This window comes from Streptomyces marincola (assembly GCF_020410765.1).
Classification (GTDB): Bacteria; Actinomycetota; Actinomycetes; order Streptomycetales; family Streptomycetaceae; genus Streptomyces; species Streptomyces marincola.
Genome location: NZ_CP084541.1, coordinates 83,897 through 103,650 on the forward strand (window position 1 = coordinate 83,897; position 19,754 = coordinate 103,650).

At 76.1% G+C, this 19,754-nt stretch carries 17 protein-coding genes; 4 read left to right on the forward strand and 13 right to left on the reverse strand.

Annotation, left to right across the window (positions count from 1 at the left end; translation table 11 throughout):
* Nucleotides 1–32: 32 nt before the first annotated feature.
* Nucleotides 33–2,099 (reverse strand): beta-galactosidase, encoded by a 2,067-nt coding sequence (locus tag LC193_RS00365; RefSeq protein ID WP_226070107.1) that lies wholly within the window; start codon nucleotides 2,097–2,099, stop codon nucleotides 33–35.
* 183 nt (nucleotides 2,100–2,282) lie between these two features.
* Here LC193_RS00365 and LC193_RS00370 point away from each other — a divergent pair, with 183 nt between their 5' ends.
* Nucleotides 2,283–3,272, forward strand: a complete 990-nt coding sequence (locus tag LC193_RS00370; RefSeq protein ID WP_226078419.1) for a LacI family DNA-binding transcriptional regulator — start codon at nucleotides 2,283–2,285, stop codon at nucleotides 3,270–3,272.
* Nucleotide 3,273: 1 nt separating this feature from the next.
* Here LC193_RS00370 and LC193_RS00375 read toward each other — a convergent pair whose 3' ends face one another.
* The 4 genes from LC193_RS00375 to LC193_RS00390 form a co-directional block, all read right to left on the reverse strand.
* Nucleotides 3,274–3,702, reverse strand: a complete 429-nt coding sequence (locus tag LC193_RS00375) for a YybH family protein (RefSeq protein WP_226070109.1) — start codon at nucleotides 3,700–3,702, stop codon at nucleotides 3,274–3,276.
* Nucleotides 3,703–3,769: 67 nt separating this feature from the next.
* The gene (locus LC193_RS00380) at nucleotides 3,770–3,919 is read right to left on the reverse strand and encodes a DUF6126 family protein (protein ID WP_226070111.1); all 150 of its coding nucleotides are present in this window, start codon (nucleotides 3,917–3,919) and stop codon (nucleotides 3,770–3,772) included.
* 47 nt (nucleotides 3,920–3,966) lie between these two features.
* Nucleotides 3,967–4,569 carry a helix-turn-helix domain-containing protein gene (locus LC193_RS00385; protein WP_226070113.1) on the reverse strand — a complete coding sequence of 201 codons (603 nt, stop codon included), beginning with the start codon at nucleotides 4,567–4,569 and terminating at the stop codon, nucleotides 3,967–3,969.
* Between the two features lie 78 nt (nucleotides 4,570–4,647).
* Nucleotides 4,648–5,115 (reverse strand): hypothetical protein, encoded by a 468-nt coding sequence (locus LC193_RS00390; RefSeq protein ID WP_226070115.1) that lies wholly within the window; start codon nucleotides 5,113–5,115, stop codon nucleotides 4,648–4,650.
* 142 nt (nucleotides 5,116–5,257) lie between these two features.
* On the opposite strand from LC193_RS00390, the gene LC193_RS00395 reads away from it, so the two are divergent.
* A complete protein-coding gene (locus tag LC193_RS00395) occupies nucleotides 5,258–6,982 on the forward strand; it encodes a glycosyltransferase family 9 protein (protein ID WP_226070117.1) in 1,725 nt (574 codons plus the stop codon).
* Between the two features lie 24 nt (nucleotides 6,983–7,006).
* Here LC193_RS00395 and LC193_RS00400 read toward each other — a convergent pair whose 3' ends face one another.
* The 6 genes from LC193_RS00400 to aztB all read right to left on the reverse strand — a co-directional run bounded on the left by LC193_RS00400 (nucleotide 7,007) and on the right by aztB (nucleotide 14,090).
* A complete protein-coding gene (locus LC193_RS00400; protein WP_404819324.1) occupies nucleotides 7,007–7,459 on the reverse strand; it encodes a MerR family transcriptional regulator in 453 nt (150 codons plus the stop codon).
* A gap of 110 nt (nucleotides 7,460–7,569) precedes the next feature.
* Complete coding sequence (locus LC193_RS00405) at nucleotides 7,570–9,579, reverse strand: P-loop NTPase fold protein (protein WP_226070119.1); 2,010 nt, start codon at nucleotides 9,577–9,579, stop codon at nucleotides 7,570–7,572.
* A 209-nt stretch (nucleotides 9,580–9,788) separates the two neighbouring features.
* Nucleotides 9,789–10,979 carry a zinc metallochaperone AztD gene (aztD, locus tag LC193_RS00410; protein WP_226070121.1) on the reverse strand — a complete coding sequence of 397 codons (1,191 nt, stop codon included), beginning with the start codon at nucleotides 10,977–10,979 and terminating at the stop codon, nucleotides 9,789–9,791.
* A gap of 68 nt (nucleotides 10,980–11,047) precedes the next feature.
* Entirely contained in the window at nucleotides 11,048–11,947 is a 900-nt protein-coding gene (gene aztC, locus LC193_RS00415) for a zinc ABC transporter substrate-binding protein AztC (protein WP_226078420.1), read from the reverse strand.
* A gap of 47 nt (nucleotides 11,948–11,994) precedes the next feature.
* Nucleotides 11,995–13,215, reverse strand: coding sequence for a hypothetical protein (locus LC193_RS00420; RefSeq protein WP_226070123.1), 1,221 nt, complete (start codon nucleotides 13,213–13,215; stop codon nucleotides 11,995–11,997).
* Nucleotides 13,212–14,090 carry a zinc ABC transporter permease AztB gene (gene aztB, locus LC193_RS00425; protein ID WP_086161834.1) on the reverse strand — a complete coding sequence of 293 codons (879 nt, stop codon included), beginning with the start codon at nucleotides 14,088–14,090 and terminating at the stop codon, nucleotides 13,212–13,214. The genes LC193_RS00420 and aztB overlap by 4 nt, the downstream gene beginning before the upstream one ends.
* Before the next feature lie 51 nt (nucleotides 14,091–14,141).
* Between aztB and aztA the strand changes: the two genes are divergently transcribed.
* Nucleotides 14,142–14,900 (forward strand): zinc ABC transporter ATP-binding protein AztA, encoded by a 759-nt coding sequence (aztA, locus tag LC193_RS00430; RefSeq protein WP_226070125.1) that lies wholly within the window; start codon nucleotides 14,142–14,144, stop codon nucleotides 14,898–14,900.
* 84 nt (nucleotides 14,901–14,984) lie between these two features.
* Here aztA and LC193_RS00435 read toward each other — a convergent pair whose 3' ends face one another.
* Nucleotides 14,985–16,991, reverse strand: a complete 2,007-nt coding sequence (locus LC193_RS00435) for a serine/threonine-protein kinase (protein ID WP_226070128.1) — start codon at nucleotides 16,989–16,991, stop codon at nucleotides 14,985–14,987.
* A 293-nt stretch (nucleotides 16,992–17,284) separates the two neighbouring features.
* Nucleotides 17,285–18,865: an MFS transporter gene (locus tag LC193_RS00440; protein ID WP_226070130.1), complete on the reverse strand. Its 1,581-nt coding sequence runs from the start codon at nucleotides 18,863–18,865 to the stop codon at nucleotides 17,285–17,287.
* Nucleotides 18,866–19,048: 183 nt separating this feature from the next.
* Between LC193_RS00440 and LC193_RS00445 the strand changes: the two genes are divergently transcribed.
* Complete coding sequence (locus tag LC193_RS00445; RefSeq protein WP_226070132.1) at nucleotides 19,049–19,750, forward strand: TetR/AcrR family transcriptional regulator; 702 nt, start codon at nucleotides 19,049–19,051, stop codon at nucleotides 19,748–19,750.
* Nucleotides 19,751–19,754: the final 4 nt, after the last annotated feature.

Here is a 19,754-nt window from a genome sequence, read left to right on the forward strand (position 1 = left end):
CCGCTCAACGCGCGCCGCTCAACGCGCGGCGCTCAACGCGCGGCGGCCGGCCGGCGCAGGACGAGGACGCCGCGCGGGTCGAGCACGTGCGCCGGGCCGGTGCCGGCCGGCTCCCCGGCCCGGGCCCCGGTCAGCGGCTCGCCGTCGAGGCCGGCCAGCACCACGGGCTCGTCGGTGCGGTTCACCAGGAACCAGAACTCCTCGTCCCCCTTGCCGCGGACGGCCAGTTCGACCCGTCCGCGCAGCGCCGCGGGCAGCTCGCCCGCGATGCCCGCGGCGTCGAGCAGGGGGGCCAGGGTGCCGGGCAGGCCCTCGGCGCCCAGGCGGGTGGAGACGTACGCGGCCGAGCCCTCCCCCGCCGGGCGGCGGGTGATGGCGGGCCGGCCCGCCTGCGGGCCCGTGGTCCACGAGGCGAGCACGGACACGTCGGCGCCGGTGACCTGGACGCGGTCCGTCCACAGGGTGCCGGTGCCGCCGTTGTCCAGCCGGGCGGTCTCCCCCTCGGCCAGCGGGGCGAACTCCTCCACGCGGATGCCCAGCAGGTCGCGCAGCGGGCCGGGGTAGCCGCCGAGCCAGGCGTGGTCGTTCTCGTCGACGATGCCGGAGAAGTAGGTGGTGACCAGGTGGCCGCCCCGTTCCGCCCAGGTGGTCAGCCGCTCGGCGAGGGGCGCGGGCAGCACGTGCAGGATGGGCGCGACGACCAGCCGGTAGCCGTCGAGCGGCGCGCCGCTCGGGACGACGTCGGCGCGCACGCCCAGGGCGAGGAACGCCGAGTACCAGTCGAGCGCTTCCTGGCGGTAGCGCAGCAGGGAGGTCGGGTGGGAGTCCTGCTCCGCGGCCCACCAGGACTCCCAGTCGAAGAGGATGGCCGCCGCGGCCGGCCTCCGTTCGCTGCCCGCGACCGGCGCGAGGGCGTCCAGGGTGCGGCCGAGGCGGGTGACGTCCCGGAAGAGGTCGCTGTCGGGCCCGGCGTGCGGCACCATCGCGGAGTGGTACTTCTCCGCGCCCGCGGCCGACTGCCGCCACTGGAAGAAGCACACGGCGTCCGCGCCGTGCGCGACGTGCAGCAGCGAGTCGCGGGCCAGTTCGCCCGGCTGCTTCGCCCGGTTCACGGGCTGCCAGTTGACGGCGCTCGTGGAGTGCTCCATCAGGAACCACGGCCGGCCGCCGGAGAGGTTGCCGGTGAGGTTGGCGGAGAACGACAGCTCGTCCACCGCCTGCGGTCCCGGCCGGACGTAGTGGTCGTTGGAGACGAAGTCCACCTCGGCGGCCCAGTCGGCGTAGTTCATGCCCCGGGTCTCCCCCATCACCATGAAGTTGGTGGTGACGGGCACGTCGGGGGTGAAGCGGCGCAGCACCTCGCGCTCGGCCCGCAGGTGGTCCGCGAGGGCGTCGGAGGAGAAGCGCTTGAAGTCCAGTTGCTGGGTCGGGTTGGGGTGGGAGGCGGCCAGGCGCGGCGGCAGGATCTGGTCCCAGGCCGTGTAGCGCTGCGACCAGAACGCGGTGCCCCACGCGTGGTTGAGCGCGCCGAGGTCCCCGTACCTGGCCATGAGCCAGGCCCGGAAGGCCCGGGCGGCGTCGTCCGAGTAGTCGTAGACGTTGTGGCAGCCGAGTTCGTTGTTGACGTGCCAGGCGACGAGCGCGGGGTGCTGCGCGTACCGCTCGGCGAGTGCGGTGACCAGGCGCAGCGCGTGGGCGCGGAAGACCGGGGAGGTGGGGCGCCAGTGCTGGCGGGCGCCGGGCCAGACGGTCTCCCCGGTCGCGGTGACGGGCAGGATCTCGGGGTGCGCGGTCGTGAGCCAGGGCGGCGGCGAGGCGGTCGCGGTGGCCAGGTCGACTCCGATGCCGCCGGCGTGCAGCAGGTCGAGCACCGTGTCGAGCCACTCGAAGTCCCAGGTGTCGGGGCCGGGTTGCAGGTGGGCCCAGGAGAAGATGCCGACCGAGACGACGGTGACGCCCGCCTCGCGCATCAGGGCCACGTCCTCGTCCCACACCTCGCGCGGCCATTGCTCCGGGTTGTAGTCGGCGCCGTAGGCGATGCGAGGCGCGGTGTCGCCGGGCGCGCTGCGGAGCCACCGGGGTGCGCGGTCGCGGGGCATGGGCTGCTCTCCTCGGTTCGTGCGGACTGCTCGACGGCCGCGGCCGACCGATGTTTACGTAAACATCGGTCGTGGGATAGTGGCACCGGCCCTGCCCGCCGTCAAGCGGCGGCAGGGCGGCGAAGGCACTTCGGACCGTAGGAGGCTTCCGTGTCCGACTCGGCCGCGCGGCGGCGGGCGTCCATGGCGGACGTCGCGCGCCTCGCCGGGGTCTCCTCGCAGACGGTCTCGCGCGTGTCCACCGGCCACCCCGGCGTCCTTGAGTCCACCAGGCAGCAGGTGTTCGCGGCCATGCGGGAGTTGGGCTACCGGCCCAACAGCGCCGCGCGGGCGCTCAAGCGCGGTGAGTTCCGCACGATCGGCGTCATCCTCTTCACGCTCTCCACCACCGGCAACGTCCGCACGCTTGAGGCCATCGCCGCCGGCGCGGCCCAGGAGGGCTACGCGACCACGCTGCTCCCGGTGGCGGCGCCCACCCGGGACGAGGTGCGCGGCGCGTTCACCCGGCTCGGGGAGCTGGCCGTGGACGCGGTCATCGTGATCATGGAGGTGCACATGCTCGACTCCGCGGAGCTGTCGCTGCCGCCGGGCGTGCACGTCGTGGTGGCCGACTCCGACGCGGGCGACCGGTACAGCGTGGTCGACACCGACCAGGCGGGCGGCGCCAGGGACGCCGTGCGGCACCTGCTCGGCCTCGGCCACAGGACGGTCTGGCACTTGGCCGGCCCGCCGGAGTCGTTCGCCGCCGAACGCCGGGCCGCCGCGTGGCGCGCGACGCTGCGCGCCGCCGGGCGCGCGGTGCCGCCGGCGGTGCGCGGCGACTGGTCGGCGGAGTCGGGTTACCTGGCGGGGCTGCGGCTGGCGGAGGAGCCGGGGTGCACCGCGGTCTTCGCGGCCAACGACCAGATGGCGCTCGGCCTGCTGCGGGCCCTGCACGAACGGGGCCGCGCCGTGCCGGGCGAGGTGAGCGTCGTCGGCTTCGACGACATCCCCGAGTCGGGCTCGTTCATCCCGCCGCTCACCACCGTCCGCCAGGACTTCGCCGAGGTGGGGCGGCGCCTGGTGGAAGGCGTGCTGGACCAGGTGCGCGCCGACGCGCCGCGGCGCGGCACCGTGCTGGTCCCCACCCGGCTGGTGACGCGCGCGAGCACCGCGCCGCCGCCCGCCGGCTGAGTCAGCGGGCGGAGAAGTCGTCGAGCCCGTTCTCCCTGGTGTTGTGCGCGGCCCTGATCCGCCAGGCGCCGTCCGGCTGCCGCACCAGCAGGAGGGTGACGAGCCCGCGGCGGTCCTCGGGCGCGGCCGAGGGGCGCGGCCGGTGCCCCGGCCAGCTCCAGGCCGTGTGGACGAGTGCGACGTCCGGCGCGACGCCCCGGATGCTCACCACCTCCTGCGTGTAGTCGCCCTTCTGCGCGAGGACCGCGTCGGGGACGTCCTGGTGGCCCGCGACGTTCTCCCGCCTGGAGCGCCACCAGATGCCGCGGTGGGTGATGAAGTCCGCGTCCTCGGTGAACAGCGCGCCCCACGCGTCCATCTCGTGCCGGACCCACAGGTCGGTGTAGGTCGCCAGGAGCTGCCGGATGTCTCGCTCGTCCGTCTCGTTCATGGGCGGCAGCCTAGAACTTCGACTTGGCTTGAAGTCAACGGCCTCGGCGGGCCGCAGGCGCGGCCTCTCAGGCGCCCAGCGAGAACAGGAAGACGAGGAAGGCGGCGAACAGGTGGCCGACGAGCCCGTAGATCAGCATGCGGATCCACAGACCGTGCGGGATGCGGTCCCTGGTGTCCTTCGCGGCCTTCTGTTCTCTCCGCGTCTCTTCCTGCATTCTCGGCTCCTCCTGGTTCGGGCTGGGTCGGGCTTGGGCCGGGGCGGTCAGCGCGGGCCGCCGCCCAGGCACGGGCCGGCGGCTGCTTGCAGCAGCGTGTGCACGAACAGCAGCTCGGCCCCCGCGGGGGCGAGGGTGCCGATGCGGTGCGGGGTGAGCGAGTCGAAGTGGGCGCTGTCCCCGGGCCCGAGCGTGTACGCCGCGTCCCCGAGGAACAGCCGCAGCTCTCCCGACAGGACGTACAGCCACTCCTCGCCCGGGTGGACGCGCACCAGTTCGCCCTGCGGATCGCCGGGCGGCACGTGGACCCGCAGCGCCTGCAACGCCCGGCCCGCCCCGCCGGCCCGCCGGTACGTCCAGCCGCCCGCCTCCCAGGCCGCCGCGCCGCTCGCCCTGACCACCGGGTCGGGCACGGGGGCGGCCTCGCCGAGCAGTCCTGACACCGTCGTGCCGTAGACGCGCGCGAGGCTCAGCAGCGCGGGCAGCGACGGCTGGCGGTGGCCGGTCTCCAGGCGGGAGAGGTGCGCCGGGGAGAGCCCGGCGCGCCCGGCCGCGGACTCCAGGGTCAGCCGGGCGTCGCGGCGCAGGTCACGCAGCCGCGCCGCGACGGCGGGCAGCGCTCCGGCGTCCTCGTGCGGGCCGGTCGTCATACCGACGATTCAGCCAGAGCCGTGCCTGGCGGGCAACTTTTTTGCCCCACAGGCAAAAACGGTCCGGCTCGTCCCCGGTCAGGCCGCCGGGCCCGCGTCGTCCAGCGCCGCCCGCGCGGCCTCGACGAAGACGAGGCGGGCCGCCTCAAGGTCGTCGGGGGCGCGGTTGCCGCGGAGCGCGTCGACGAGGGACCGGGCGGCGCGCGCGACGTCAGGCGGGCCCTCCAGGGCCACGGCCCCGAGCGCGCGGTGCAGATCGGCCCGGTCCCCCGCCCGGCCCTCGCCGGTGCGCCGGGAGAGGAGGACGGCCTCGGCGGCGTCGAGGAAGGCCACGTAGGTCTGCCGGCGCAGGTCGAGCACCCGCACCGCGCGCTGCTCGGCCAGCGTCATCCGGACCGTGTCGAGCACCGCGTCCGCCTGCCGGTCCCCCGCGTGCCGTGCCGCCTCCGCCTGCCTGGTCCCCGCGCGGAAGGCGAACAGGCCCGTGACCGCGCTGCCCGCGAGCGCCGACCCGGCCGCGATCAGCGCGACGCCCCACTCGTTCATGCGCCCATTCTTCCCCGCGGAAGCCCCGCGCCCGACAGGGCCCCGGCGGGCGGGAAGGCGCGGGCCGGCGGGCGCCGGGCCGCCCGGCGCGGTGCGGATCCGCTCGAACGCCCTTCCGGTGCCGCCCGGGTACCATCGGCCCATGCCCTCGAAGGCCCCGGACGCCGCGCCGGCGGCGGGCGGCGAGCGGCGGGCGGCACGTGACGCGCGGCGCGCGGTGCTCTTCGCGGCCCGCTCGGCGACCGCGCTGCACCGGCTGCTCGATGTGCTGCCCGTGTTCGCGGGCGACGAGCGGATCGACCGCGCGTTCACCCTCGTGCCCGGCTCGGACTTCGGCGTGGACGCGCTGGCCGCCGTCGAACGGGCCGGGGCCCGCACGACGCCCTGGGAGGAGGCCAGCCGCCGCGCGCACGACCTGGTGCTCATGGCCAGCCCCAAGGGGGAGCTGGCGCTGCTGCGCGGCCGGCGCGTGCTGCTGCCGCACGGCGCCGGTTTCGGCAAGTCGGTCGAGGGCGAGGGAACGCCGGGCACGCCCTCCGGGCTCGATCCCGCGTTCCTGGTGCCGGACGGCGACGCCCTGCTGTCCCTGCACGCGCTGGCCCACCCGAGCCAGGTGGGCCGCCTGGCGGCGCTGAGCCCGCACGCGGCGGCCCGCGCGGCCGTCGTCGGCGATCCGACGCTCGAACGCGTGCTCGCCTCCCGCGGCCGGCGGGAGGACTACCGCGCGGCGCTCGGCACCGGGGCGCGGCATCTGATCGCGCTCGCCTCCACCTGGGGGCCCGAGTCGCTGCTGCGCCGGCGCCCCGCCCTGCCGACCGATCTCGCCGCCCGACTGCCGTGGGACACCTACCAGCTGGCCCTCATCCTGCACCCCAACGAGCGCAGCCGCCTCGGCGAGCTGAACCTCGCGGAACGCCTCGCGCCCGCGCTCGACGCCGGGATGTTCCTGGCCGGGCCGTTCGAGGAGTGGGCGGCGGTGCTCATCGCGTGCGACGCGGTGATCACCGACCACGGTTCGGCCGCGCTGTACGCGGCCGCCCTGGGCCGGCCCGTGGTCTCCGCGTACGACGGGGGCGGTGAGCTCGTCCCCGGCAGCCCGATGGCCGACCTCCTGGACCGCAGCCCGTTCCTGGCCGACGCCGACGGGCTGGACGCCGCGCTGGGGGCCCAGCGCCCCGGCGCCGTGCGCGCTCCGGCGGACGGCGCGTTCGCCGAACGGGGCCGGGCGCTGGAACGGCTGCGCGCCGAGCTGTACCGCCTGCTCGATGTGCCGCCGCCGCGCGGCCAGGTCGTGCCGCGGCTCCTGCCGGAACCCGCCGCGCCGCCGCGGGGCGTTCCCGCCTCGTTCGCGGTCAGGGCGCGCGTCGACGGCCGCACGGTCACCGTCGAACGGCTGCCCACCGGCACCGACGCGCCGGCCCACCACCTCGCCGCGGAAGCCGGCCGCGCCCCCGAGCGCCACGCCATGAGCGCGGCCGTGCTCTACCGCCGCGTGCCGCGCGGGCCGGACTACCCGGCCGCCGGGCACGGCGCGGCGTGGACCGTGGCCGGCTGGACGGAGGAGACGCTGGCGGACCACCCGGGGTGCCGCACGGCCGGCGTGGTGCTGTCGCCCGACCACTGCGTGGCGCGCGGGCGGCGCGGGCCGCTGCTCTCGGTGCGGATCGAGCCGCTGCGGCGCGGCGGGCGGGTGGTGCGCACCGATCCGGCGGCCGTGCTGAGCGGCGTGCACGCCTGGCTCGGCGAGGGCGTCGGCAACGGCGCTCCGCCCGGCTCGGCGCACGAGGTGACGTGCGTGGTGGGCGGGTTGCCGTTCGCCGTGCGGCTGCGGCCCGCCTCGGCCGCCGAGGCCGCCCGCGAGTGCTGAGGGGCGCGCCCCGGCTCCGCGTCCCTACGCGGCCGACCTGGTCCTGGGTGTCCGCCCGGCGCGGGCCAGGACCGGCCGCGCGGGTGCTGCCGGCCTCTCGGCCGGCCCGTCGGTGGGGCACGGGGACTCCCGGTGCGCCCTGTGCGCCGCCATCAGCTCGTCGAGCGCGTCCCTGGTGCGGACGAGGTCGGTGATGTGCTCCGTGAGCCGGTCGCGTTCCCGCGCCATGCGCTCGAACGCGGCCTCGGAGTTCCGCTCGCTCGGTGTGTCGACGCACGGCAGGAGCTCGGCGATGACCCGGCTGGAGAGGCCGGCCGCGTACAGCCGCTGGAGGAAGAAGACCCGCTCGGCCTGGGCCTCCGTGTAGTGCCGCTGCCCGCCCGCGCTGCGGGTGCTGGTGAGCAGGCCCTGCTCCTCGTAGTAGCGCAGGGAACGGATACTGGCCCCGGTCCGTGCCGCGAGGTCACCGATGCGCACGTCGTCCTCCCTGCCGCGCCCTCGGGCGCCGCTCTCCCCCGGCCGTCGAGCCGGGGTTCCAGGGTAGCCGCCGCGTGGCGGGGCGCGGCTGCCCGGGCGGCCCCGCGCCTTCAGTCCTGCGGGGTGAGCGCTCCGTGGCGGACGCGGACCGCGCGTGCGGCCTCCCGGTGCTCGTGCGCCTCCGCGGGGCGGCCGGCGTTCTCGGCGAGATGGGCGAGGGCGTCGAGGACGCGCGCCTCGTCGTGGCCCGAGCCGCGCCGCCGCGCGGAGGCCAGGGCCGCCGTGTACAGCGCGTGCGCCTCGGCCGCCCGGCCGAGACCGGCCAGGGCCGTGCCCAGCGCGAAGCCGGTGCGCGCGGTCATGCGTTCGCGCCCCATGTCGCGCGCCGCGGAGTGCGCTTCGGTGAGCAACGCGACGGCGCGCGGCAGGTCGCCGAGCGCGGCGACCGCCTCGCCCAGGCGGTAGGTCAGCAGCAGCACGCCGTACGGGTTGGGGATGCCGGCGTGCAGCCGCCTGGCCTCCTCGTAGTCCGCCGCCGCGGCCTCCCACCGGCCGCGCGCGGCGTGCAGCATGCCGCGGAACTCGCGCGTGGACGCGGCGAGTTTGCGGTCGCGCTCCGACGCGCCGAGCGCGTCGGCGGCCACCGCCGCCGCGGCCAGCTCCCGTTCCGCCGCCTCGTGCCCGCCGTGCTCCCACAGCGGGCGGGCCAGCTGGCAGCGCATGCGCACCAGGGCCGGCAGGTCCTCGGCCCGGGAGGCCGCCAGGACGCCGACGCGGAAGGTCTCGATCGCCTCGGCGTGGCGCGGGTGGTCGAGGAAGTGGGTCCACAACGGCTCGCACAGCGCCCACGCCTCGGCGTCGAGGCCGAGCCGGTGGGCCAGGCGCACGCACGCGTGCAGCGTGTGGCGTTCGGCCTCAAGCCACCGGTGGCCGCTGCCCTTCGGGTCCGCGGGCGGCCCGCCCGCTCCCGGCGCGCCGGGCCCGAACTCCACGTCGGGGGCGCCCGGCAGCTCCGGTGCCTCGGGCGCGAGGGTCAGGCGCGGGCCGGCCGCGGCGAGGTCGGCGCGCTGCGCCTGGCGCAGGAACCAGCGCACGCAGCGCCGCAGCGCCTCGGTCCGCTCCCGTTCACCGCCGTCGTCGCCGGTGCGCGCGGCGCATCGCGCGGCGTGCGCGCGCAACAGATCGGGCATGCGCATCCGTTCACGCCTGCCGTCCAGCAGCCCCGCCGCCTCCAGTTCTTCGAGGGCGTCGTCGGCCGCGTCCCGCCCGCGGCCGAGCAGGGCGGTGGCGGTCTCGGCGGTGAACGAGCGGCCCGGCGCCTGCCCGAGCAGCCGGTAGAGGCGGGCGGCGTCCTCGCCCAGCTCGCGGTAGGCGGCGTCCCAGACCCGTTCCACCACGGGCAGCCCCCGTTCGTGCAGTTCGGTGCCGAGGTCGGTGAGCAGGCGGGCCAGGGGGCGGCGGCGGTGCCTGCGGAGCCAGCGCCCCGCCACGTGCACGGCGGCCGGCAGGCCGGAGCACAGGCGCACGATGCCGGTGGCGGCGTCGGGTTCCGCGGTCAGCCGCGGGTCGTCGACCACGCTGCGCAGCAGTTCTGCCGCGTCGGCGTCGGCGAACGGGGACAGCGCGAGGTCCGCGGTGAGGCCGCCGTCGATGTCGTGGAGCGGGCCGTGGCTGACGGCGATGACCAGGCTCGCGTCCGAGGCGGGCAGCAGGGGCACCACCTCGGCGCCGAACCTGGCGTTGTCCACGATGACGACGAGGCGTTTGCCGTCCGTCCGCGTCCAGTACTGCCGGCACCGGGCCTTGAAGGAGCGTTCGAGCCAGTCGGGCGCCACGTCCAGGGCGCGGAGCAGCTCGCCGAGCGCGTCGGACAGGTCGACCGTCCCGTCCTGGCGCAGGTCGTCGAGGTCGACGAACAGAACGCCGTCGGGGTATCGGTCGCGCAGCGTGCGGGCGAGGCGGAAGGCGAGCTCCGTCTTGCCCACGCCGGCGAGTCCGTTGAGCCCGACGCGCAGCGGCCCGGTCCGTTCCGGCCGGTCCGCCACGGCCGCGAGCACGGCCGCCTGCTCCGTGGCGCGGTCGACGAAGTGGGCGGTCCCGGGCGGAACCTGAAAGGTCATGCGGCGACTCCGATACCCGGCGGCGGTCCGACCGGCGTGCCCGCGGGTCGCGCCGGCCGCCGGCGCCGTGCCGTCGGCCCGCCCCGGCTCACGCCGTGCGGTCCCACCTTAAGGGGCGGGCGGGCGGTCGGGCCATGGCGTCCCGGGCCGGGGCGGTGCCGCCGTCTCCTTCCCGCCGGCCGGCGGGAAGGAGACGGCGGCACGCGCGGTCAGCCGGCGACGACCCCGCTGATCTCGTTGGGCACGTTGGGCAGCGACCCGGTGGCGCGCACCTCGCCCGTCTCGATGTCGACCGCGTGGATCTCCCGCGCGGCGGGGTCGGTGACGTAGGCGGTGTGGTCGCGCACGAAGAGCGCGGGGCGCGGCTGCTGCCACTCCAGCGGCTCCTCCCACGCGTCGAGCACGGGCACGGTGCCGGTCACCTCGGCCGATTCCGGGTCGATGACGTGGATGGCGCCGTCCGTGCCCAGCACGAGTGCCTCGCCGTGCGGGCCGCGGGCCAGCGAGCGGAACGTGTAGCTCGTGCCCAGGTCGACGAGTTCGAGGCCGCCGGTGGTCGTGTCGATGAGCGCGACCTGCTCCGGCCGTTCGAGCTCGGCGTCGGGGTCCTGCTTGTAGTCGCCGAGTACGATGGGCGATTCCTCGGAACCCGCCTGGTTGCCGATGCGGCCGTACTCGGTGGGGCTCTGCACCTTGGTGATCTCGCCGTCGCGGTACACCAGGGCGCCGTCCTCGCAGCCGACGACGACCGTGTCGCCCTGGGCCGTGGCCTCGCCGTGGACGCCCGGGCACTCCTCGCTGCGCAGGACCTCCTCCCGGTTCTCGTCGAGGACGGCGATGCCGTTGCGCTCCTCCGCGGTGCCGAGGGTGACGACGAGTTCGCCGGCCTCCGTCTCGACGGCGACGCCGTGGTGCGGCGCCGCGGCCGTGTACTGCTCGGTCTCGGGGAGCCCGTCGCCGAGTTCCGTGGGGTCGAAGGCCGTGACCTCGCCCGTGCCGTCGGCGAACAGCACGGTGCGGCCGGCGTGCCGGACGACGTGGCCGGGCTCGGGGGCGGAAAACTCCTCCTCGGTGAGTTCGGCGCCGACGGCGTCCAGGACGCGGAACCCGCCCGAGGCCGAGACCAGCACGTGCCGGTCGTCGCCCGCGGGGTTGACGCGGTTGAAGCCGCTGAGCGGGATGTCGGCCGCGACGTCGAGGGTCTCGCCGTCCAGGACGTGCAGGCCGCCGTCGTAGGTGATGACGAGCGGGTCGGTGACGGCGGCGGCCGACGCCGAGGGCGACGGCTCGCCCGCCGCGTCGTCCGACGAGTCGTCCGAGCCGCAGGCGCTCACGGTGAGGGCGGCGGTGAGGGCGGCGGCGCAGAGCGCGGCGCCGCGGGGCCGGTGCCGTTGGGACATGGGTGTACTTGCTCCTTCTCGATTTCCCTGTGCGGGGGGTGCGGGGGGCTCGTGGCCCGTCCGGCGGGTCAGCGGGCGGCGGGGGCCAGCGCGTCGACGATGGCGTCGGTGTTGGCGCGCATCATCTCCGCGTAGGTGGCGGCGCCTCCGCCCTCGTCGGTCAGCGACTCCGAGTGCAGGGCGACCACCTCGACGTCGAGCCCCGCCTCCTCGGCCAGGACCTCGGCGAGGCGGTCCGGCTGGGAGGAGTCGGCGAAGACGGCGGGCACGTCGTGCTCGCGGATGGCGCCCGCGAGGGAGTCGAGGTCGGAGGCGCTCGGCGAGGCGAGTGTCGTTCCGCTGGGGATGACGGCGCCGACGACGTGGAAGTCGTGCCGGTCCGCGAGATAGCCGAACACGTGGTGGTTGGTGACCAGGTCGCGGCGCTCCTCGGGGATCTCCGCGAACCGCTCCGTCATCCACGTGTCGAGTTCGGCCAGCTCGCCCAGGTAGTCCTCGGTGTTCTCGCGGACCGCCGCCTCGTCGACGCCCGGGACGTGCTCGACGACCGCGTCCGAGATCAACTGGACGGCGGCTTCCATGCGTTCGACATCGGTCCAGAAGTGCGGGTCCGGCTGCCCCTCCATGGCGTCCGAGGTGTAGGGGAGCGGGTCGACGCCCTCGCCGACGGCGAGGGTGGGCACGTCCTGCCCCTCGGCCGCGTCGACGTGCCGCGCGATGCCCTCCTCAAGCCCGAGCCCGTTGTGGACGACGAGTCCGGCGCGTTCGATCCCGGCGGCCTGCCGGGCGGACACCCCGAAGGAGTGCGGGTCGGCGCCCGGCGGCATCAGGACCGTCACCTCGGCCTGGTCGCCGACGATCTCGCGGGTGACGTCGCCGAGGATGTTGGTGGTGACGACGACGCTCCCCCGGTCCTCCTCCCCGGCGGCGCAGCCGGTGAGCAGCAGCGGAACGGCGGCGCAGGCCACGAGGAACGGGCGGAGCCGGGCGGGCGCGGAGGGGCGCGTGCGGCGGCTCACCGGCCCGTCTCCACCATGTGGTCGGGCGCGAAGTCGAGTTCGAAGGTGCGGGCGACGCGCAGGTCGTCGTTGTAGTCGATCTCGTGCACCGTGCGGGCCGCCGGGTCGTTGACGTAGGCGCGCGTGGTGTCCGTCTCGATGACGGGCGCCGGCGCGTCGTCCCGCGGCGGCGAGGACAGCAGCGGGGTGCTCGCGGTGCGGTTGCCGTCGGCGGAGTCGTGGGCGTGCAGCACGCCGTCCTCGGTGAGGACCAGCAGCGTGGACCCGTCGCCCGCGGTGCTCGCGGCCAGCACGGGGCCGGTCTCGACCAGCTGCCACGTGCGTTCCGCGAGGTCCAGGGTCCACACGCCGGTGTCGCCCGCCCGCGCGGCCAGGACGTCGCTGCCGGGGCGGTGGGTGAACGCGGTGGCGCGCGCGTCGTCGCCCGTGCCGTCCGGGTAGGGGATCTCGACGCCGTCGAACGTGCCGTCCTCGTGCGTCACCAGCAGGGCGCCGTCGGCGCAGCCGAGGACGGCGCCGCGCCGCGTGAGCGCCTGTCCGCGCGGGTCCTCGCAGCGCTCATCCAGCGTGGTGGTCGCGCCGCCGTCCTGCTCGCGGATCTCGACGGTGCCGTCCTCTGCGGTCGGCACGAGCAGGCCGCCCTCGAACGGCACGGCCGCGGCTCCCGCGGAGACGGCCGCGGTCCCGGCCTCTTCGAGCCGGCCGTCGTCGAGCGCGGCCCGGTCCAGGAGGTGGACGGAGCCGTCGTCGAGGGTCAGGGCCGTCACGGAGGCGTCGCCGTGGACGCCGGCGGGGCCGCCCACCGGCAGGCTGCCGACGCCGTGGGCGGGGGCGCGGTAGTGGTGGACGTGGTCGCCGTGGTCGACCGTCCAGCTCCCGCCGTCCACGACGTGCACCTCATCGCCCGCCGAGGCCAGGTAGGCGAACCTGCCGTCCTGGTGCATGCCGGTCACCTCCCCCGCGTTCTCGATCTCGACGACGTCCTCGGTGGTCAGGTCGAGGACGGCGGCCCGGCCCGTGGCCGACTCGGCCAGCACCAGGCGGGGTTGCGTGCCCGCGGTCTCCTCCGCTCCCTCGACGTAGCCGTGCGGGACGGCCTCGTCGGCGGGCGCGGCGTCCGTGCCGCCCTCGTCGTCCCCGCCGCCGGCGCAGCCGGCGAGCAGGGCGGTGGCCGCGATGGCGGCCGTGATGGCTCCGGTGGTCCGGCTGGATATCACGATGCGTGCTCGACTTCCCGTTCCATGGTGGTTTCGTGTGCGGCGGCCGTGGGGCCGCGCCGCAGGTCCCGCAGCGCGGCGGCCCCGGCCGCGAGGAAGAAGGCGGTCACGGCGACCGCCGCGATGGTGGCGCCCGCGGCGGTGCCCGCGTGCCAGGAGATGACGAGGCCGAGCACGGTCGAGACGGTGCCGACGGCGGCGGCTCCGAGCATGACCAGCGGGATGCGCCCGGCCCACAGGGCCGCCGCCGCGGGCGGCGCGATCAGCAGGCCGAGGACGAGCAGGGTCCCGACCACGTGGAACGAGGCCACGATGGCCAGCGTCATCAGGCCGAGCAGCGTCGCGTGTGCCGCGCCGGGCCGCAGGCCCAGGGTGCCCGCCTTGCGCGGGTCGAACGCGAGGGCCGTGAACGCCCGGTGCCCCAGCGCGGAGACGGCCACGACGACGGCGAGCGCGAGCGCGAGGTTGCGCAGGTCCTGCGGGCGGACCGCGAGCACGTCCCCGAAGAGGAACGCGGTGAGGTCGACCGCGAAGGACTCCGAGTGCGACACGATGATGACGCCCGCGGAGAGCATGCCGACGAACAGCAGGCCGATGCTCGTGTCGCCGGAGAGCCGGGGGAAGCGCGTGAGCGCCGCGACCCCGAGCGCCATCGTCGCCGCGCTGGCCGCGGCCCCGAGGACGAGGCTGCCGCCGAGCAGCGAGGCGAGGGCGACGCCGGGCAGCATGCCGTGCGCCATGGCGTCACCGAGGAACGCCGTCCCGCGCAGCACGACCCACGTGCCGACGGGGGCGCAGATGAGGGACACCAGAACGCCGCCCCACAGCGCCCGCTGCACGAAGGACACCTCGAACGGCTCGAACAACCACTCCATGCGGAGCACTCTATAGTGAAAATGATTATCAGACGCACGAGGTGGAATGTGATGCGCGACTCAGAACAGCCCCCGATCGATCTGCGCGCGGTGTCCGCCGGTTACGCCGGCCGGCCCGTCCTGCGCGACCTCACCGCGCACCTGCCGCACGCCCGCGTGACCGCCCTGGTGGGCCCGAACGGGGCCGGCAAGTCCACCCTGCTCTCGGTGCTCGCCGGCGTCCTCGCCCCGCTGGCCGGCAGCGTCACGGGCCTCGGGCCCGGGCGCCCGGCGCTGGTCGTGCAGCGCAGCTCCGTTCCCGACACGCTCCCGCTGACCGTGCGGGAGGCCGTCGGCATGGGGCGCTGGGCCGACCTGGGGCTCTGGCGCCGCCGGACGGCGCGCGACCGGGAACTCGTCGAGGACGCCATGGCCAGGCTCGGCATCACGGACCTGGCGGGGCGTCAACTCGGGTCGCTCTCCGGGGGGCAGCGCCAGCGCGTCCTCGTGGCGCAGGCGCTCGCGCAGCGCCCCGGGCTGCTCCTGCTGGACGAGCCGACGTCGGGGCTCGACCAGGACGCGCACACGCGCATCGCCGACGTGCTCGACGCGGCGGGCGCCGAGGGCGTCACCGTGGTCCACGCGACCCACGACATGGACCTGGCCCTGCGGGCCGACCACTGCCTCCTCCTCGGGCGCGGCCGGCTCCTGGCCGCCGGCGCCCCTGACCAGGTGCTGACCTCGCGGGACATGCACGTGGCCTGGGGCCTGCCCGCCGCCGCGGGGACCAGGACCGCGCCCGCGGGGCCGCCCGGCCCCGCGGGCGGGTGACCCCGCCGGGGGCGGCGAGGGGCGGCAGGCCGGGGCCGTGGCGACGCAGCGGCCACGGCAACGGGGCCGCCCGGGCCGCGCCGGTCAGCTGCCGGCGTTCACCGTGGGCCAGTCGATGGCGGCCTCGGAGATGTGCCAGCGGTCGAGCAGTTCCGCGTAGGTGCCGTCCCGCACCAGCTCGCCGACGGCCGCGGCGACGGCCTCGCGCAGCTCGTCCTGCCCGCGCGGCACGGCGATGCCCCGCAGGCCGCGCTGCTCGTCCGGGTACCCCACGCTCAGCCCGCTCTCGGGGTGCCGCCCCGCCCAGTAGGCGATCTGGGAGTAGAGCACCACGGCGGCATCGGCCTCCCCGGCCGCGATCGCCTCGCCCATCGCGTCGCGCGTGGGCAGGGGCAGGACCTCGACGGGCTCGGGGCAGTCGGCGGTGTGCTCGCGCACCATGCCCTCCATGAACTCCCCCTCGTAGGTGGCCAGCGTCATGCCGCACAGTTCGTCGAACAGTCCCGCGCGCTCCGGGTCCCCGCTGAGCACGGCCCAGCCGTCCGAGTAGTGGTTCACGAGGTCCACGCCCAGGGCCTCCCGTTCCTCCGGGGTGTCGGGGTACCCCGCCATCGCGATGTGCGCGGCGGCGTCCCCGCCCTCCCTGACCGCCGCCCGTGCGGCGTTCTCGGAATCGCCGGCCAGTGAGAAGTCGACATGGACGCCCAGCCGTCTCCCGACGGCCCACGCGAGATCGATCTCGAAACCGACCGGTTCGCCGTCCTCGACGAAGAGCACCGGCTGCGACTCCGACGCCACGTGCACGGTGAGGCCCCCCGCCTCGCGCACGTCCTCGGGCACGAGGTGGGACAGCGGCGCTCCGGCCGGATCCGCGTCCCCGCCCTGCCCGGCCGTCTCACCCGCGGCGTCCGGCCGCCGCTCCCCTCCCCCGCCACCGGTGTTCAGCACGATCAGCGGAACGGCCACGGCGAGCGCGAGGGCGCCCAGGGCCGCCGCCCACAGCGCGGAACGGGCGCCGCGCCGCGGTGGCGCGGCCGGCGCGGGCGGGGTCGCCGGCAGGGAAGGGTCGGACGCGTACGTGGTCTGGTCCCCGTACCGGGGTGGCGTGTTCCCGAGCGGCCGGCCGAGCGGCGCGGGCCGGTCCGAGGGACCGGGCCCCCAGGCCGCGGCGGCCACGTCGACGGCGCCGGGGCCGTCGAGGGCCAGCAGGTCGGCGGCGTGGCGGCCCAGCCGGGCCGCCAGCGCGGCGGGCAGCCAGAACTCCGTACCGGCCCGGTCCTCGGCCAGCGGCACGATCTCGGCCAGGGCCGGGCGGGCGCCGGCCTCCTTGGCCAGGCAGCGGGTCACGAACGCGCGCAGTTCGCCGGTCAGCCGGCCGCGCTCGGGGCCGAGTTGGGGCGCCTCGTACATCACCCGGTAGAGCACGGTGTGCATTTGGGCGCCGTCCCAGGAGAACGGGTCGAAGCCGGTCGCGGCGTAGGCGAGCACCGCGCCCAGCGCGAACACGTCCGCCGCGCCGGTCAGCTCCTCACCCCTGATCTGCTCGGGGGGCATGTAGCCGGGCGAGCCGACCATGGCGCCGGTGCGCGTCACCGAACTGGCGTCCACGGCGCGCGCGATGCCGAAGTCGATGACCTTGGGCCCTTCGAGCGTCACCATCACGTTCGAGGGCTTGAGGTCCCGGTGGATCAGCCCGTTGCCGTGGATCTCGGTGAGTGCCTGCGCGAGGCCGAGCGCGAGCGCCCACACCGCGTGCTCGGCCAGGGGCCCGTGCCACGCGTCCACGAGCTGCCGCAGGGGAACGCCCGCCACGTAGCCGGTGGCGACCCAGGGGACGGCCGATTCGGTGTCGCTGTCGAGCACGGGGGCCGTCCACAGGCCGCCGACCCGCCGGGCCGCCGCGACCTCCGCGCGGAACCGGCGCCTGAAGTCCGGCTCCCGGGCCAGTTCTTGGTGCACGACCTTGACCGCGACCATCCGCCCGCCCTGCGAACGCCCCAGGAAGACCTGCCCCATGCCCCCCGCGCCCAGCCGCCCGAGCAGTCGGTACGGGCCGATCGCCGGCGGGTCCCCGGGCAGCAGCGCCTCCACCGTGCATCCTCCAACACCCACTTCAGCGGCACGCGGGCGCGGTCGGGTGCCGGTCACCCGCTCGCACGCGCGGTGGCACGGTCCGGCCGCTCGCCGCCGCGTTCCGTCGTCCGTCCGGGCTCCGACCGTACACCTGCCGGATCTGTTCCACCGGCCCTTCACACGGCGACCACCGGAACAGGCCGGTTCCTCCGCCATCCGGAAGCCCGCACGTCAACTGCGCTTTGACGCGAACGGGTTGGGCGCCGCGGCGGAGTTGCCCGCCGCGGCGCCCGCGGGGAGGGCGCGGGGGCCTACGCGCGCCGGGCGGAGCCACCGACGCGCCCCACGAGGAAGACGGCGACCAGGACGAGCCCGGCGGCGACCAGGAGGGCGCCGACTCCGGCGTAGACGCGCAGGCCGTTCGCCACCGCCTCCTGAACGGCGTCGTGCAGGGCGGGACCGTGCACGGCGAGCCCCTCGGCCGTGTCGACGCCCGCGTGCACGCTGGACCGCGCGGCCTCCGCGTCCGGCTCGGGCACCCCGGGGGGCATGGCGCCTGAGAGCGTGGCGCGGTAGACGACCGTGCCGATCGCGCCGCCCGCCGCGACCCCGAGCGCCGTGCCCAGTTCCCCGCCCACCTCCTGGACCGCCGCGACGGAACCCGTCCGCCCCTCCGGCGCGCTCGTGATGATGAGATCGCTGATCAGCGCCATCGCCATGCCCTGGCCGAGCCCGATGACCGAGGCCGCGGCGGCCACCACGGGCAGGGCCGCGTCCGCCACCGCGACCAGGGCGACGAGCACCGCGCCCGCCACCGTGACGGCGAGCCCGTAGGCGACGACCACCGCGGGGCGCGCACGCGCGGCGAGCATGGGGGCGAGCAGGGCTCCCGCGATGTTCACCACGATGTACGGCAGCGTCCACAGCCCGGCCGCCAGGGGCGTAAGGCCGCCGCTCCACTGGAGGTACTGCGTCAACAGGTAGAACGTGCCGACCATGCCGACGCCCACGAGCAGCAGCGTGGCCAGGGCGGCGGCCACCCGCCGGTCGGCGAGCAGGGCGAGGTCGAACAGCGGGTCGCGCAGCTCCCGTTGCCTGCGCACGAAGACGCCGAGGACCCCGAGGCCGATGGCGGCGACCGCGAGGTTTGGCCAGACCGAGCCGGTGCCGGTCTCCTGGCCGGCGGCCAGTTCCTGCAACCCGTAGACCAGCGCGAGCGTGCCGGACACGGACAGCGCGACGCTGGCCACGTCGAGGCGCGCACGCGCCCGCTCGCCGCTCTCGGGCAGCAGTCGGGGGCCGGCGGACAGGAGGAGCAGCATCGGGGGCACGTTGATGAGGAACACCGAGCCCCACCAGAAGACTTCGAGCAGCAGGCCGCCGATCAGCGGCCCGATCGCACCGCCGACGGAGAACGCGCTGAACATGATGGCGATGGCCATGCGGCGCTGGCCGTCGTCGCGGAACATCGTCTTCAGCAGCGAGAAGAGCGACGGCATCAAGGTGGCGCCCGCGACGCCGAGCAGGGCGCGCACGACGATGAGCATCGTGGGCGAGGTGGCGAAGGCGGCGGCGACCGAGAGCGCCGCGAACGCCGTCGAGCCGAACAGCAGCAGGCGCCTGGGCCCGACGCGGTCCCCGAGCCGGCCCATGGTCACCAGGCAGCCCGCGATCAGGAACCCGTAGACGTGCACGATCCACAACGACTCGGCCGCGTTCGCGTCGAGGTCCGCGCTGAGCGTGGGCAGGGCGAAGAACAGCACGGTCAGGTCGGTCGACAGCATCAGCATGGGCAGCACCAGGACGGCGAGTCCGGCCCACTCGCGCGCGGTGGCCCGCGCCGGGGGCGTCCCGCCGCCCTCCTGCCGCACGGGCGCGGCTGCCCCGCTCATCGGTCCCGCCCCGCGGGTGCGGGAGTGCGCTCGGTGGTGGTCCTCATGACCGGCTCCTTCGCGAGTTCCGTTCCATCTCGCAACGTAACGATACTCGACGGCGGACGCGCCGCCCACCGCCGCCCGGCCGACCGGGGCCGCTCGGCGGCCCGGAGCAGCGGAGCACTGGAGTACTGTGGCCCGATGTCCAACCGGCGCGGTGCCACCGGGCGGGGCGGCGGCGGACGGCCCCGGGACCCGCAGATCGACCACGCCGTGCTCACGGCGGCCCTTGAGGTGCTCGACGAGGCGGGCTACGCCGGCCTGAGCCTCGAAGAGGTCGCGCGGCGCGCCGGGACCTCGCGGCCGGCGATCTACCGCCGCTGGTCGGGGCGCGCCCCGCTGGCGCTCGCCGCGATCGCGAGCCGCCTCGACGTGCCGTCCCCGCCGGACACCGGCTGCACCCTGTGCGACCTCGGCGAGAGCTTCAACGTGTTCCTCGCCGCCTACCGCACGATCCGGCCGGACGTGCTCAGCAGCCTCTACGCCGAGTGCGCCCCCGACCCGCGGCTGCGGGCGCGTTACCTGGAGACCGTGGTCGAGCCGTCCCGCCGGGCGGTCGGCAGCACGCTCGACCGGGCCGTGGCGCGCGGGGACCTGCGGGCCGGCACGGACCGGGAGCAGCTGCTCGACATCGTCGGGGCGCTCGTGCACTACCGCGCCCTGTTCGGTCCCCGGCACCTCACCGACGCCGAGGCCGAACGGGCCATCGAGGTCCTGCTGCGCGGCGCGGCCGTGGACTACGCGGCACTGGTGGCCCACAGCGAAGCGCTCGAACAGGAGCACCGCGGCGCGGCCGACGCCCAGCACGTGCACCTGGAGTCCGAGCGGCCCGCCCCCCGCTGAGGCC